We start from the raw sequence: 13,896 nt of genomic DNA on the forward strand, positions 1-13,896 counted from the left end.
CCGACTGGACTGCGATACTGGACCGGTGATCACGCGTGCGATCGGCGCCGGCTCCCTGGCCCGCGACCTCGGCAACTGGCAGGACACCGCCGATCGGCGGCCCGCGTACCGGGCCCTCGCGGACGGAATCCGCCTGCTGGTGCACGACGGCCGCGTCCCCCTGGGCGTGGCGCTGCCCAGCGAACGCGAGCTCGCCGCCGCGCTGGCCCTGAGCCGCACCACCATCACCTCCGCGTACACGGCGCTGCGCGAGGCCGGCTACCTGCGCAGCCGGCAGGGCGCGCGCAGCACCGTCGCGCTGCCGTCGGGCCGGACCGCCGCCCCGGCGCGGGCGGGGGGTCCCGGTCCCGCCCGGGCGCCCGAGACCGTGGATCTGAGCTACGCGTCCATGCCCGCGCCCGCCGCCGAGATCGAGTCCGCCTACGCGGCCGCGTTGCGCTCGGTGCCGGCCTACCTCGACTCGCACGGCATGGAGCCGATCGGCGTGGCCCCGCTGCGCGAGGTCATCGCGCGGCGCTACCGGGAGCGGGGGCTGCCCACGGACGCCGACCAGATCATGGTCACCTCCGGCGCGCAGCACGCGCTGCGCCTGCTGCTCGGCGTGCTCACCGACGCCGGCGACCGCGTGATCGTCGACCATCCCACGTATCCCAATGCGCTCGAGGCGATCCGGCGGCACGGGGCGCGGCCGGTCGTGGTGCCGGTGCGGCCCGAGGGCGGCGCCGACGCCGGCTGGGACCTCGAGGGCCTGCGCAGCGCCGCGCGGCAGACGGCGGCGCGAATGGCGTTCCTGATCCCGGACTTCCACAGCCCCACCGGGCTGTGCATGGGCGCACAGGGCCGGGCCGAACTCGTCCGGATCGCCCAGGAGACCCGCATGACGCTCGTCGTGGACGAGACGATGGTGGACCTGTGGCTGGACACCCCACCACCCCCCGCGGTCGCCTCGTACGGCGCGGACCGGTCCGTCGTGACGGTGGGATCCACCGGGAAGTCCCTGTGGGGCGGGCTCCGGGTGGGCTGGATCCGTGCCGACCGGTCCCTGATCACGCGGCTCGTGGGGGCACGCTCCGCCGTCGACCTCGGCACGCCGGTGATGGAGCAGCTCGCCGCGGCGCACCTGCTCGGCGACGTCGAAGACCTGCTCGAGCGGCGGCGCGGACAGCTGCGCCGCCGCCGGGCGGCGATGCTCGGCGCGCTCGGCGAGCACCTGCCCGACTGGAAGTACACGGTGGGGCCGGGCGGGATGTCGCTGTGGGTGCGGATGCCCACGCCGGTGTCGACGGCCCTCGCGGCGACCGCCCCGAATCACGGTGTGGTCCTCGCCGCCGGACCGCGGTTCGGCGTGGAAGGCGCGTTCGAGCGCTTCCTCCGGCTGCCGTACGCGCGGGAGGTCGACGAGGTGCGCCGGGCGGTGGCGTCCGTGGCGTCGGCGTACGACGCGCTCGCCCGCGGCCGGGACCTCGCGGAACCACACCTCGTGGTCTGATTCGGAGGTGGCCGGACGGGGCCCGGGAACCGGTCCGCGGCGTTATGCTCGAGGGGTACGCACGGGCGGTCACGCCGTTGTGGCCGTCCGCGAGCCGCCACTTCGGACGGATGCGAGAACGACTGTGGCCGAAAAGGATCCGTACGCGACGCAGCGCGACATCGGGTTCGACCTCGCTGCCGAACTCGCCGCCGCCGGGTTCGACGACGCGCGGGAGATCGGGCGCGGCGGATTCGGTGTCGTCTACCGCTGCTACGAGACCGCACTCGATCGCCCGGTCGCGGTGAAGGTCCTCACCTCCCACATGGACACAGACAACCTCGAGCGTTTCCTGCGTGAGCAGCGCGCCATGGGACGGCTGTCCGGGCATCCCAACATCGTCAACGTCCTGCAGGTCGGCACCACCGAATCCGGGCGCCCGTACCTCGTGATGCAGTACCACCCGCGCGACTCGCTCGACGCGCAACTGCGCCGCTCCGGGCCCATCCCGTGGGCCGAGGTGGTGCGGATCGGCATCAAGCTGGCCGGCGCCCTCGAGACCGGCCACCGCGTCGGCATCCTGCACCGCGACGTCAAGCCGGCCAACATCCTGCTCACCGAGTTCGGCGAGCCGCAGCTCACGGACTTCGGGATCGCCCGCATCAGCGGGGGCTTCGAGACGGTGGCGGGTGAGGTGACCGGGTCGCCGGCGTTCACGGCCCCGGAGGTGCTCAGCGGCCGCGTGCCCACCCCCGCATCGGACGTCTACAGCCTCGGCGCCACGCTGTTCTGCGCGCTGACCGGGCACGCGGCATTCGAACGGCGCAGCGGCGAGCGGGTCGTGGCGCAGTTCGTGCGGGTGACCACCCAGCCCGTTCCGGACCTGCGCGAGCAGGGCGTCCCGGACGGATTGTCCTCGGCGATCGAGCGTTCCATGTCGGTGGACCCGCAGGCCCGGCCCGCGACCGCCGCCGAGTTCGGGGAGCTGCTGCGCGAGGTGCAGGCCGACGAGGGTCTGCCGGTGGACGAGCTGCCGGTAGCCGGGGAACTCGAGCCGGGCTCGGAGCCCGGTCACCCTCCGTCGCCGTCCGTGTCGGAGCGGCGGAGCACCTACCGGTCCGGCGTGCGCGCCACCACCCCGCCGGTGCCGGCGACCCGGTTCCGTCCGCCGTCGACCACACGCCGGCTCGTGCCGCGACGGCGCCTGCTCGCCGTCCTCGACACGGAGCAGCGCCGGAAACTGACCGTCATCCACTCCCCGCCGGGATTCGGCAAGACCATGCTGGCCCTGCAGTGGCGCTACGTGCTCACCGAGAGGAACGTGCCCGTCGCGTGGCTCAACGTCGACCACGACGACAACAACGTGGTGTGGTTCCTGGCCCACCTCGTCGAGTCGATCCGGCAGGTGCGGCCCTCGCTGGCCCGCGAGCTCGGCCAGGTGCTCGACGAACACGGCGACGAGGCCGAACGTTACGTGCTCACCTCACTCATCGACGAGATCCACAGGGCCGGTGAACGACTCGTCGTCATCATCGACGACTGGCATCGGGTCGACGACCCCGCGACGATCGCCGCGATGGCCTTCCTGCTCGACAACGGCTGCCACCACATGCAGCTCGTGGTGGTCGGCCGGACCCGCGCGGGACTGCCGACGAGCCGGATGCGGGTGCGCGACGAACTCGTCGAAATAGACTACGAGGCATTGCGATTCGACGAGTCCGAGGCGCGGACCTTCCTCGTCGACCTCGCCGGGCTGGACCTCGACGACGACGAGGTCGCCGACCTGACCGCCGCCACCGACGGGTGGGCGGCCGCGTTGCAGCTCGCGGCGGTGTCGCTGCGCGGACGCGAGGACCCCGGGGAACTGATCTCCCACCTGTCCGGCCGGCACCGGGCGATCGGCGACTTCCTCGCCGAGAACGTGCTCGAGTCGCTGCCCCCGGACGACGTCGAGTTCCTGCTCACCACCGCGGTGACCGAACGCATCTGCGGCAGCCTCGCCACCGCGCTCACCGGGCACGAACGTGGTCAGGCCCTGCTCGAGGACCTCGAGGACCGGGACCTGTTCCTGCACCGGATCGACGAGGACGGCCGCTGGTTCGGATATCAGCCGTTGTTCGCCGAGTTCCTCCGGCAGCGGCTCGAACGCGAGCACCCGGAGCGCGTCCCGGCCCTGCACCGGACCGCGTCCGAGTGGTACGAGGGCCATGCGATGGTCGGCGAGGCGGTCGACCACGCCCTCGCCGCGGGCGACGAGGACCGCGCCGTCGACCTCGTCGAGAAGAACGGGCGCCGGATGATCGAGCACGGGCACGCCACCACGCTGCTCGGGCTCGTCGCCAAGCTGCCGCGCCGCGCCGTGGCGGGCCGGATCCGCCTGCAGCTGTCGATCGCCTGGGGGAACATCCTGCTGCACCGCTCGGCGCCGGCGCTGCACGCGCTGGACGTGGTCGAGGCGGCGGTCGCGGCCGACGGTGTGAACGCCGAGGAGGCGGCCGACATCGCCGTCGAGGTGGAGGTCGTGCGCAGCATCGTCGCCCTGCGCTGCGACCGCCTGGAACGCGCCGACGATCTCGTCGAGCACTGCCTGGCCCGCGCCGCCACCCTGCCGCCGCTGGTGATCTCGTCCGGGCTCAACGTCGCCACGTTCGCCGCGGTCTACCGGGCCGACTACGACGAGGTGGTTCGGCTGCAGCAGGTGGCGCAGCCGTACCACGAACTCAACGAGGGCCCCTACAACACCATGCACGCCCGCGCCCTGCTGGGGCTGGCCGCGGTCGAACAGCTCGACGTCGCCGGGGCCGAGGAGCATTTCCGCGCGGGACTGCGCGCGGCGCGGCGCGGCAGCGGCCGGCACTCGTCGGCCGCGGTGCTGGCCGGGTCGATCCTCGGTGAGCTGCTCTACGAGCGGGGCGAGCTCGACGAGGCCGAGCGGCTGCTCGACGACGGCTTCGCCCTCGGCTCGGAGGGCGGGGTCGTGGATTTCAAGATCTCGCGGTACGTCGTCGGTGCCCGGCTCAAGGCCGTGCGCGGCGACTGCGAGGCGGTGGTGTCGCGACTGGCGGACGGCGCCCGTGCGGCCGCCGCCATGAACCTGGAGCGGCTCGCGGCGGCCGTCGAGAACGAACGCGTCCGGCTCGGTCTCGGGCCGCTGCCGTCGGCGCCGCGGCAGCAGCCGGTCGCCTACGGGACGCGGCCGCGCCCCGACCACGGCACGGCGGCGTGGACCGCGCAGCTCGAGGAGGCCACGGCCATCCGGGGGCTGCTCGCCGATCCCACGCCGGAGAACACCGAGCTGGCGTGCCGGTGGGCCGGCGAGTGGGTGCAACTGCTGCGCGGCAGCCGCCGGGCGCGCAGGCTGCTGCGCGCGGAGCGGCTCGAGGTGGCCTGCCTGGCCGCGGCCGGGCACGACGAGGAAGCGGCGACCCTGCTGGCCTCCGTCGCCGCGCGGTGCGAACAGGCAGGTCTGCTCCGGTTCCTGCCCGACGGCGGCCCGCTCGTGCTCGACGTCGCGCGCCGGCTCGCGGACGAGCTCACCGCGGGCAGGGGCCGCGCCGGTCGCCCGGACGTGTCCCCGGCGTTCCTGCTGGACGCGGTCGATACGGGCGCCGTGCACCTCCTGTAGGCGCCTGCGGCGCCGGTGTGTCCTTCGGGTCGCCAGGGCAGCCCAAAGGACACACCGGCAGCTCCGCTGCCTAGCGCCAGACGGAGTCGACGTCGGTGGCCTCGCCGGCCGGCGGGGCCGGCGGGCCCGCCGGGGTACGGGAGAACCGGGGCGCGGGGGCGTGCTGGGTGACGCCGTCGAGCTCGATCAGCGAGCCGCGGGCCGCGATGTGCGGGTTGGCCGGGGCCTCGCCGAACGTGAGCACGGGGGAGACGCACGCGTCTGTGCCGTCGAAGATCGCGGCCCATTCGTCGCGGGTCTTGGACAGGAACTTCTCGGTGAACAGCTTCTTCATCTGCGGCCACGCCGAGGTGTCGAGCTGCTGCGGCAGATCGGCCGGATCGAGCTCGAGGCCCTGCAGCAGCAGCGCGTAGAACTGCGGCTCGATGGAACCGACGGCCATGTACCTGCCGTCGGCGGTCTCGTACACGTCGTAGAACGGCGCGCCGGTGTCGAGGAGGTTCACACCGCGCTCGTCCGACCACACGCCGCGGCCGCGGAACGCCCACATCATGTGCGAGAGCGCCAGCGCGCCGTCGACCATCGCGGCGTCGACGACCTGCCCCTTGCCGGAACTCTGACGCTCGACGAGGGCGGAGAGGATGCCGAAGATCAGGAACATCGAGCCGCCGCCGAAGTCGCCGACCATGTTCAGCGGCGGCACCGGCCGCTCACCCTTGCGCCCGATGGCGTGCAGCACGCCCGTCAGGGAGATGTAGTTGATGTCGTGGCCGGCGGCGTGGGCGAGCGGGCCCTCCTGGCCCCAGCCGGTCATCCGCCCGTAGACCAGGCGCGGGTTGCGGGCCAGCGCGACGTCCGGGCCGAGCCCCATGCGCTCGGTCACGCCCGGGCGGAAGCCCTCGATGAGGACGTCGGCGCGCTCGATCAGCCCGAGGACCTTCTCGACCTGCTCGGGATCCTTCAGGTTGGCCTCGACGACGCGGCGGCCGCGCTGGATCTGGTCGCGGTGACCGGCGGGCGGGATCAGGCCCGGCCGCTGCACGCACACGACGTCGGCGCCGAGATCGGCGAGCAGGGTGGCGGCGTGCGGGCCGGGGCCGAGTCCCGCGAACTCGACGACGCGGATACCCGCGAGCGGACCCTTCTTCTCAACAGCTTCAGCGGACACTCGTCGAACCTCACTCGGGGTGCGTTGGGACCATTCCACGAGGAGGCTACCTTAGCGATCGCTAGAATGTGCCGGGGGTCACGGCACGTCGCCTATCCCTCGTAGAGATCCCCCTCGTTCAGCCGGGTGGCCTCGAACGCCTCCTCGAGGGTGTCGTGCCGGTACACCGAGACGACATGGTCGCCCACCACCCGGAATGCGATCGCCTCACTGCGCGGGTGCTCCGGATCGGCCGCCCACGTGGCGGTCTCCTCGACCACGACGATCCCCTCGTGCACGAACATCCGGCCGGGCCGGAACGTCACGCCCGCCGTCGTCGCCCACTCCCGCAGCTCGTCGAGGCCCTGATCCTCGTCGTCGTCCCCGGTGGGGAGCACGATGTCGTCGCTCGACAACGCCAGCAGGGTCTCGATGTCGTTGGAATTGACAGCGTCGTGCCAGGCCAGGACGGTCGCGATCTCGGAGGTGCTCATACGAGCAGATGCTAGTACCCCGGACCCGCCACGCACGGGTTGCCGCAACCTTGCCTGGCCGCGGGGTGAGGCGCACAGTGGTTCCCATGACGATCCGCGGTCAGCTCGTGAGCTTCCTGCCCAGTACCGATCTCGACATCTCGGAGATGTTCTACGTCGACACCCTCGGCTTCGAGAAGCTGTCCCGGGATCACTTCACGCTGATTCTGGACGCGGGCGGCGGCTCGCCCGTGCGGGTGACGCTGGTGCAGTCCCGCGCCGATACCGGTTACACCGCCCTGGGGTGGCGGGTACCGAACCTGAACGAGACCGTCGAAGCGCTGCGCGCCAAGGGCGTCGAATTCGTCCGGTACAACGGCATGGCCCAGGACGAACACGACGCGTGGACGTCGCCCGAGGGCATGCGGGTCGCGTGGTTCCGCGACCCCCACGGAAACGTGCTGTCGCTGATGGAGGCCACCGGCTAGGGTCGACGTGGCCGCGAGGGGGCGGTTCTCGTCGACGCCACTCGCGTGATGCCGCGACAACGTTCCCCTCGGCGCAACCGCGACCGCGTCAGCTGCACCCGCTGGTGCTGCCGCACGACGGACAGGCGTGGCAGGAACCCGAGCGCTGCATCTGCACCCCGCACTGCATGCAGTACGGCGCGTCGCTTCGGCGCGCACGACCCTGCCGGGTGTCGGCCACCGCGTCGTCGAAGACGGGCGCGCTGCGCTCGGCACCGGTGCGGATGCCGAGTTCGGCCCGCTCGTCCGCGTCGAGGTACTCCACTGCCAGGCGCCGGAAGATGTAGTCCAGGATCGACGTCGCGATCCGGAGGTCCGGATCGTCGGTGATGCCCGCCGGCTCGAACCGCGTGCTGGTGAACGCGTTGACGAACGTGCGCAACGGAACCCCGTACTGCAGGCCGTAACTGACCGCCATCGAGAACGCGTCCATGATTCCGGCCAGGGTCGAGCCCTGCTTGGCCACCCGCAGGAACATCTCGCCCGGACGGCCGTCGTCGTACTGGCCGACGGTGACGAAGCCCTTGCAGTCCGCGACGCGGAACTCGAAGGTGCGCGACCGGCGCAGCCGGGGCAGCCGTTCCCGCCGCGGCGCCGGGGCCGTCGCGGCCGGGGCCGCCGTGGCCGACAACGGTTGGCCCAGTTTGCAGTTGTCGCGGTACACCGCGATCGCCTTGAGCCCGAGCCGCCACGCGTCGAGAAACAGTTCCTCGATGTCGGCCGCCGTCGCCGACTCCGGCAGGTTGACCGTCTTCGAGATCGCGCCGGACAGGAACGGCTGCACCGCGGCCATCATCAGGACGTGGCCGCGCGGCTCGATCACGTTGTCTCCCATCGACGTCGCGAACACCGGCAGATGCTCGGGCCGCAACTGCGGCGCGCCGACGACGGTGCGGTGCGTGTCGATGTGGGTGATCAGCTCGGCCACCTTGTCCGGGGGATAACCGAGCCGCGACAATGCCCGGGGCACCGTGCGATTGACGATGGACAGCGTCCCGCCGCCCACCAGCTTCTTCGTCTTCACCAGGGCCAGATCGGGTTCGATGCCGGTGGTGTCGCAATCCATGGCCAGGCCGATCGTGCCGGTCGGCGCGAGGACCGTCACCTGGCTGTTGCGTACCCCGTGTTCGGCGGCGAGGGCGCACGCGGTGTCCCAGTCCTCCCGCGCCGCGGCGAGAACGTCGGCGGGCGCGACCTGTTCGTCGATGTCGTCGACGGCACCGCGATGACGGGCCAGCACCGCGAGGGTGTGCTCCCGGTTCTCGGCGAATCCGTCGAACGGCCCGAGCCGGCGCGCGAGCCGTGCCGACACCGCGTACGCGTGCCCGGTCATGAGCGCGGTGAGCGCCGCGGCGTACGCCCGTCCGGCGTCGCTGTCGTACGGCAGCCCCAGGGCCATCAGCAACGCCCCGAGATTGGCGTAGCCGAGGCCGAGTTGCCGGAACCGGCGCGAGGTCCGCGCGATGCGGTCGGTGGGATAGTCGGCGCGGCCGACGAGGATCTCCTGGCCGGTGAGCACGACCGCGACGGCGTGCCGGAACCCGGCGATGTCGAACGTGCCGTCGTCGCGCAGGAACGTCAGCAGGTTCAGGCTCGCCAGGTTGCACGCCGAGTCGTCCAGATGCATGTACTCCGAGCACGGATTCGAGCCGTTGATCCGGCCCGTCGCGGCCGCGGTGTGCCAGCGGTTGATGGTGGTGTCGAACTGCAGGCCCGGATCGGCGCACTCCCACGCTGCGGCCGCGATGCGGTGCAGCAGTTCGCGGGCCGGCACCGTGCACACCGTCGCCCCGGTGGTCACCGCGCGCAGCGGCCACTCGGCGCCGTCGGCGACGGCCTGCATGAACTCGTCGGTCACCCGCACCGAGTTGTTGGCGTTCTGGTACTGCACCGAATGGATGTCGCGACCGTCGAGTCCCATGTCGAAGCCGGCCGCGGCCAGCACCCGCGCCTTGCGTTCCTCGATCGCCTTGCAGTCGACGAACTCCTCGATATCGGGATGGTCGACGTCGAGGATCACCATCTTCGCGGCCCGGCGCGTCTTGCCGCCGGACTTGATGGTGCCCGCCGACGCGTCCGCGCCGCGCATGAAACTCACCGGACCCGACGCGGTACCCCCGCCCGCCAGCGGTTCGGCCGACGACCGGATGCGCGACAGGTTCACGCCCGCCCCGGACCCGCCCTTGAAGATCACCGCCTCCTGGCGGTACCACTCGAGGATCGAGTCGATGCTGTCCTCGACCGACAGGATGAAGCACGCGCTGGCCTGCTGCGGGGTGCCGGGCACCCCGATGTTGAACCACACGGGGCTGTTGAACGACGCCCGCTGCGTGAGGATCAGGTACGTCAGCTCGGCGGCGAACGCCTCCGGGTCGTCGAGATGACCGTCGGCCGCACCCCACGCGGTGACGGTGTCCACGATGCGGGCGACGACGTCGCGCAGCGAGCGTTCCCGCGCCTCGGTGCCGAGGGTGCCGCGGAAGTACTTCTGCGTGACGATGTCGGTGGCGATCTGCGACCAGGCGGCGGGAAACTCGACGTCGCGCTGCTCGAACACGACCGCGCCGGTGCCGTGGTGGACGATGCGGGCGTCGCGCCGCTGCCAGTCCACCTCGTCGGCCGGGTCGACGCCGGCCGTGGTGAAGAACCGTCCGGTGTCCGACTCGAGGTTCGGTTCTGCGACGTCCATCGCGTCCTCCAGGTGCGACCTGCGGGGCACATATAGTCCCCTCATGGTCTCACCCCGAATCGGCACCCCGCTCACTCCCGGCGCCCTGCGCGTCATGCTGCTCGGCGCAGGTGAGCTCGGCAAGGAGGTGGTCGTCGCGCTGCAACGGCTCGGTGTCGAGGTGATCGCGGTGGACCGGTACCCGAACGCGCCGGGGCACCAGGTGGCGCACCGCGCGCACACCGTCGACATGAGCGACCCGCAGGCCCTGCTCGCGCTCGTCGAGGCCGAACGACCCCACCTGGTCGTGCCCGAGATCGAGGCGATCGCCACCGACGCGCTCGCGATCGTCGAGGAACGCGGTCTCGCCGAGGTGATCCCGACCGCGCGCGCCACCCGGCTGACCATGAACCGGGAGGGCATCCGCCGCCTCGCCGCCGAGGAGCTCGGGTTGCCCACCTCCCCGTACCGCTTCGCCGAATCCCTCGACGAGGTCCGCGCCGCCGCGGCCGAGGTCGGCTTTCCGTGCGTGATCAAGCCGGTGATGTCCTCGTCCGGCAAGGGCCAGTCCACGGTCCGCACCCCCGACGAGATCGCCGCCGCCTGGGACTATGCGCTCGCCGGCGGGCGCGTCGACCTCGGCCGGGTCATCGTCGAGGGCTTCGTCGACTTCGAGTACGAGATCACCCAGCTCACCGTCCGCGCCGTCGGGCCGTCCGGGGAGGTCGAGACGTTCTTCTGCGAACCGATCGGGCACCTGCAGCGCGCCGGCGACTACGTCGAGTCCTGGCAGCCCCAGCCGATGAGCGAGCGGGCCCTGGCCCGGTCCCGGGAGATCGCGGCGACGGTGACCGGCGCGCTCGGCGGCCGCGGCGTCTTCGGCGTCGAACTGTTCGTCGCGGGCGACGACGTGTTCTTCTCCGAGGTGAGCCCCCGCCCGCACGACACCGGCCTGGTGACCCTGCGCTCGCAGCGCTTCTCCGAATTCGAGCTGCACGCCCGCGCGATCCTGGGCCTGCCGGTCGACACCGCGCTCCTCGCGCCCGGGGCGTCGGCGGTGATCTACGGCGGCATCGACGCCGCCGGCATCGCGTTCGAGGGCGTCGCCGACGCGCTGTCGGTGCCCGAAACCGACCTGCGGCTGTTCGGCAAGCCCGAGTCGTTCGTCCGTCGTCGCATGGGTGTGGCGGTGTCCACCGGCCCGGACATCGAGACCGCGCGGGCCCGCGCGGTCGAGGCGGCGTCGCGCGTGCGGCCGGTGGCGCCGTGACCGCCGGCGCGGAGGTCCTCGTCGGGCTCGCGATCCTCGTCGGCCTCGTCGGCATCGTCGTGCCGATCCTGCCGGGCACCCTGCTGATCTTCGGGGCGATCGCGGTGTGGGCCGTCCTCACCGGCGGCACCGTCGGGTGGACGGTCTTCGCCGTCGCGACGACGGCCCTGCTGGTCACCGGCATCGTGAAGTACACGTGGCCGGGAGGACGGATGCGCCGCGCCGGGGTGCCGACCCGCTCGATCGTCGCCGGCGGTCTGCTCGGCATCGTCGGCTTCTTCGTCGTCCCGGTGATCGGTCTGCTGCTCGGTTTTCTGCTCGGCACGTACCTGTCCGAGGTGCAGCGGCACCGCACCCACCGCGACGCCTGGCTCTCGACCGTGTACGCGACGAAGGCGGTGGCGCTGTCGATCCTCGTCGAGCTGTTCGGCGGTCTCGTCGCCGCCGGTGTGTGGCTCGGCGCGGTGCTGCTCACCTGAACGTCGCAGCCTCCGGATACGGCTGTGGCCGAATGTCACATCGTGTCGATCCAAACGACGCGATGTGACATTCGGCCACGGCGGGGGAGCGGGTGGCGTCAGGCCTTGTGCGGCTCCGAGGCGCGGAACATGTCCTCGCGCTCGACGACCTTGACGCGCTCGCGGCCCTCGGCCTCGCCGAGGCTGCGCTCGTGCGCGTCGAGGCGGTACCAGCCCTGCCAGGTGGTGTAGGGCAGCTGCTTGTCCTCGAGGAAGGCGACGATCGCGTCCTCGGACGGGTCCTCGGGGGTATTGAGCAGCCCCTGCGCCCGGTCGGCGAGCAGGTTCGCGACGGTCTCGTTCGCATCGCCCTTGGTGTGGCCGATCAGGCCGACGGGGCCGCGCTTGATCCAGCCGGTGACGTAGGTCGCCTGCAGGTAGCGGGCGGTGCCCTCGGCGGCGTCGTCCGCGACGACGCGTCCGGCCTCGTTGGGCACGGTGCCGGCCTGCTCGTCGAACGGCAGCTTGGCGATGTTCTGCGACAGGTAGCCCACGGCCCGGTACACGGCCTGGACCTCCCAGTCACGGAACTTGCCGGTGCCGCGGACGTTGCCGGTGCCGTCGAGCTCGGTGCGCTCGGTGCGCAGGCCCACGACCTTGCCGTCCTCGCCGAGGAGCTCGGCGGGGGACTCGAAGAAGTGCAGGAACAGCTTGTGCGGGCGGTCGCCGACGTCGCGGATGGCCCAGTCCTGCAGGGTGTTGGCCACCATGTCGACCTGCTTGGAATTGCGGCGCGCCGCCTCCGAGCCCTCGTCGTAGTCGATGTCCTCGGGGTCGACGATGACCTCGATGGTGGGCGAGTGGTCGAGCTCACGCAGCTCGAGCGGGGTGAACTTGGCCTGGGCGGGACCGCGGCGGCCGAACACGTGCACCTCGACGGCCTTGTTGTTCTTCAGGCCCTCGTAGACGTTGGCGGGGATCTCCGTCGGCAGCAGCTCGTCGCCGGTCTTGGCCAGCACCCGGGCGATGTCGAGGGCGACGTTGCCGACGCCGAGCACGGCGACCTTCTCGGCCTCGAGCGGCCAGTCGCGGGGCACGTCCGGGTGGCCGTCGTACCAGGAGACGAAGTCGGCGGCGCCGTAGCTGCCGTCGAGTTCGATGCCGGGGATGTTCAGGGCGCGGTCGGCGTTGGCGCCGGTGGAGAAGATCACCGCGTCGTAGAAGCGGCGCAGGTCCTCAAGGGTGATGTCGGTGCCGTAGTCGAGGTTGCCGAGCAGCCGGACCTGGGGCTTGTCGAGCACCTTGTGCAGCGCGGTGATGATGCCCTTGATGCGCGGATGGTCCGGGGCCACGCCGTAACGGATGAGACCGAACGGGGCGGGCATCCGCTCGAACAGGTCGATGCTGACCTCGGTGTCGGACTTCATGAGCGCATCGGCGGCGTAGATACCGGCGGGGCCGGCACCGACGATCGCGACGCGAAGGGGACGAGTCTGATCGGTCATCAGGGGTCAACTACCTCTTCGGTGTGCGGACGGACGTGGTTCAGCTTAATTGAGGAAGGGAGCCGGCAGGGGTGGCTGCCATGGGCACGCGGGAGCGGCAGAAACTGCGCGACGAACCGGGCGTGACGAGAAATCGCTTCAGCGACAACACATGTGGGCGCTCACTCGACACAGGTCGACGGCGAGACGTCGAACGAGGTGCGTAGAGGCCATGGGCAATTCCTACCTCGAGAGGGTTTATTGGGGCAAATGCGCCCGCGGGGGGCCGTGCCCGCGCGGCCTAGGATCGCCCCATGGCAGCCGAACGCGCACCCGAACCCGACCCGGACGAAACGGACCGCAGCAGCGCGACGCCGTTCCTCGCGGCGCTCGCGATCATCGTGGTGCTCGTCGTCGGGGTGTTCGTCGCCCAGCTGGTGTCGCCGTCGGACAGCAGCACCTCCGGGACCGAGCTCGTCGTGCGAACGGTCGACGACTACGTCCGCGCGCACAACGCCGGCGACGCCCCCGCGCAGGACCGCTTGCGCTGCGACGGGCTCCCTGCCGACCGGGCCCCGCTGGCCGGCGTGGACGGCGAGGTGCAGCTCGAGGGCGTCGAGAACGTCGAGACGGACGGCGACCGGGGAACCGCCGACGTGCGCGCCCGGTTCGACGGGAACGAGCAGACCGCCACGTGGCAGTTCGTCCGGATCGACGACGTCTGGCGGGTCTGCACCTTCTGATCGGGGACCGGCGCCACCCGCCCGCCTGGTCGG

The 13,896-nt window shown here is 71.7% G+C and carries 10 protein-coding genes; 6 read left to right on the forward strand and 4 right to left on the reverse strand.

Annotation, left to right across the window (positions count from 1 at the left end; genetic code table 11):
- Positions 1-25 precede the first annotated feature (25 nt).
- Together yczR and A4U64_RS04370 are read left to right on the forward strand one after the other, a co-directional pair.
- Positions 26-1,489 carry a MocR-like transcription factor YczR gene (gene yczR / locus A4U64_RS04365; RefSeq protein WP_006945460.1) on the forward strand — a complete coding sequence of 488 codons (1,464 nt, stop codon included), beginning with the start codon at positions 26-28 and terminating at the stop codon, positions 1,487-1,489.
- Between the two features lie 124 nt (positions 1,490-1,613).
- Positions 1,614-5,093: a serine/threonine-protein kinase gene (locus A4U64_RS04370; protein ID WP_065922254.1), complete on the forward strand. Its 3,480-nt coding sequence runs from the start codon at positions 1,614-1,616 to the stop codon at positions 5,091-5,093.
- 70 nt (positions 5,094-5,163) lie between these two features.
- Here A4U64_RS04370 and A4U64_RS04375 read toward each other — a convergent pair whose 3' ends face one another.
- Both A4U64_RS04375 and A4U64_RS04380 read right to left on the reverse strand, forming a co-directional pair.
- The gene (locus tag A4U64_RS04375; protein WP_043802346.1) at positions 5,164-6,261 is read right to left on the reverse strand and encodes a CaiB/BaiF CoA transferase family protein; all 1,098 of its coding nucleotides are present in this window, start codon (positions 6,259-6,261) and stop codon (positions 5,164-5,166) included.
- A gap of 92 nt (positions 6,262-6,353) precedes the next feature.
- Positions 6,354-6,734: a nuclear transport factor 2 family protein gene (locus A4U64_RS04380; protein ID WP_006945477.1), complete on the reverse strand. Its 381-nt coding sequence runs from the start codon at positions 6,732-6,734 to the stop codon at positions 6,354-6,356.
- Between the two features lie 86 nt (positions 6,735-6,820).
- Between A4U64_RS04380 and A4U64_RS04385 the strand changes: the two genes are divergently transcribed.
- The gene (locus A4U64_RS04385; RefSeq protein WP_029545379.1) at positions 6,821-7,201 is read left to right on the forward strand and encodes a VOC family protein; all 381 of its coding nucleotides are present in this window, start codon (positions 6,821-6,823) and stop codon (positions 7,199-7,201) included.
- Positions 7,202-7,289: 88 nt separating this feature from the next.
- Here the strand turns inward: A4U64_RS04385 and A4U64_RS04390 are convergent, their stop codons facing one another.
- Positions 7,290-9,929: a vitamin B12-dependent ribonucleotide reductase gene (locus A4U64_RS04390; RefSeq protein ID WP_043802343.1), complete on the reverse strand. Its 2,640-nt coding sequence runs from the start codon at positions 9,927-9,929 to the stop codon at positions 7,290-7,292.
- Positions 9,930-9,972: 43 nt separating this feature from the next.
- Between A4U64_RS04390 and purT the strand changes: the two genes are divergently transcribed.
- Both purT and A4U64_RS04400 read left to right on the forward strand, forming a co-directional pair.
- Complete coding sequence (purT, locus tag A4U64_RS04395; protein WP_043802341.1) at positions 9,973-11,178, forward strand: formate-dependent phosphoribosylglycinamide formyltransferase; 1,206 nt, start codon at positions 9,973-9,975, stop codon at positions 11,176-11,178.
- Positions 11,175-11,657, forward strand: a complete 483-nt coding sequence (locus A4U64_RS04400) for a DUF456 domain-containing protein (protein WP_043802339.1) — start codon at positions 11,175-11,177, stop codon at positions 11,655-11,657. The genes purT and A4U64_RS04400 overlap by 4 nt, the downstream gene beginning before the upstream one ends.
- Before the next feature lie 98 nt (positions 11,658-11,755).
- On the opposite strand, the gene A4U64_RS04405 is transcribed toward A4U64_RS04400, so the two are convergent.
- Positions 11,756-13,141, reverse strand: coding sequence for an FAD-dependent oxidoreductase (locus A4U64_RS04405; protein WP_065922255.1), 1,386 nt, complete (start codon positions 13,139-13,141; stop codon positions 11,756-11,758).
- Between the two features lie 293 nt (positions 13,142-13,434).
- Here A4U64_RS04405 and A4U64_RS04410 point away from each other — a divergent pair, with 293 nt between their 5' ends.
- Positions 13,435-13,863: an Rv0361 family membrane protein gene (locus A4U64_RS04410; RefSeq protein WP_043802335.1), complete on the forward strand. Its 429-nt coding sequence runs from the start codon at positions 13,435-13,437 to the stop codon at positions 13,861-13,863.
- Positions 13,864-13,896 lie beyond the last annotated feature (33 nt).

Source organism: Rhodococcus sp. WB1 (assembly GCF_001700945.1).
In the GTDB taxonomy this organism is placed as follows: domain Bacteria; phylum Actinomycetota; class Actinomycetes; order Mycobacteriales; family Mycobacteriaceae; genus Rhodococcus; species Rhodococcus aetherivorans.

Bases quoted from the DNA above. Each gene is read 5' to 3' on its own strand.
- A4U64_RS04385 (WP_029545379.1), top strand. From the start codon at position 6,821: ATGACGATCCGCGGTCAGCTCGTGAGCTTCCTGCCCAGTACCGATCTC.
- purT (WP_043802341.1), top strand. From the start codon at position 9,973: ATGGTCTCACCCCGAATCGGCACCCCGCTCACTCCCGGCGCCCTGCGC.
- A4U64_RS04380 (WP_006945477.1), bottom strand. From the start codon at position 6,734: ATGAGCACCTCCGAGATCGCGACCGTCCTGGCCTGGCACGACGCTGTC.
- A4U64_RS04405 (WP_065922255.1), bottom strand. From the start codon at position 13,141: ATGACCGATCAGACTCGTCCCCTTCGCGTCGCGATCGTCGGTGCCGGC.
- A4U64_RS04410 (WP_043802335.1), top strand. From the start codon at position 13,435: ATGGCAGCCGAACGCGCACCCGAACCCGACCCGGACGAAACGGACCGC.
- A4U64_RS04390 (WP_043802343.1), bottom strand. From the start codon at position 9,929: ATGGACGTCGCAGAACCGAACCTCGAGTCGGACACCGGACGGTTCTTC.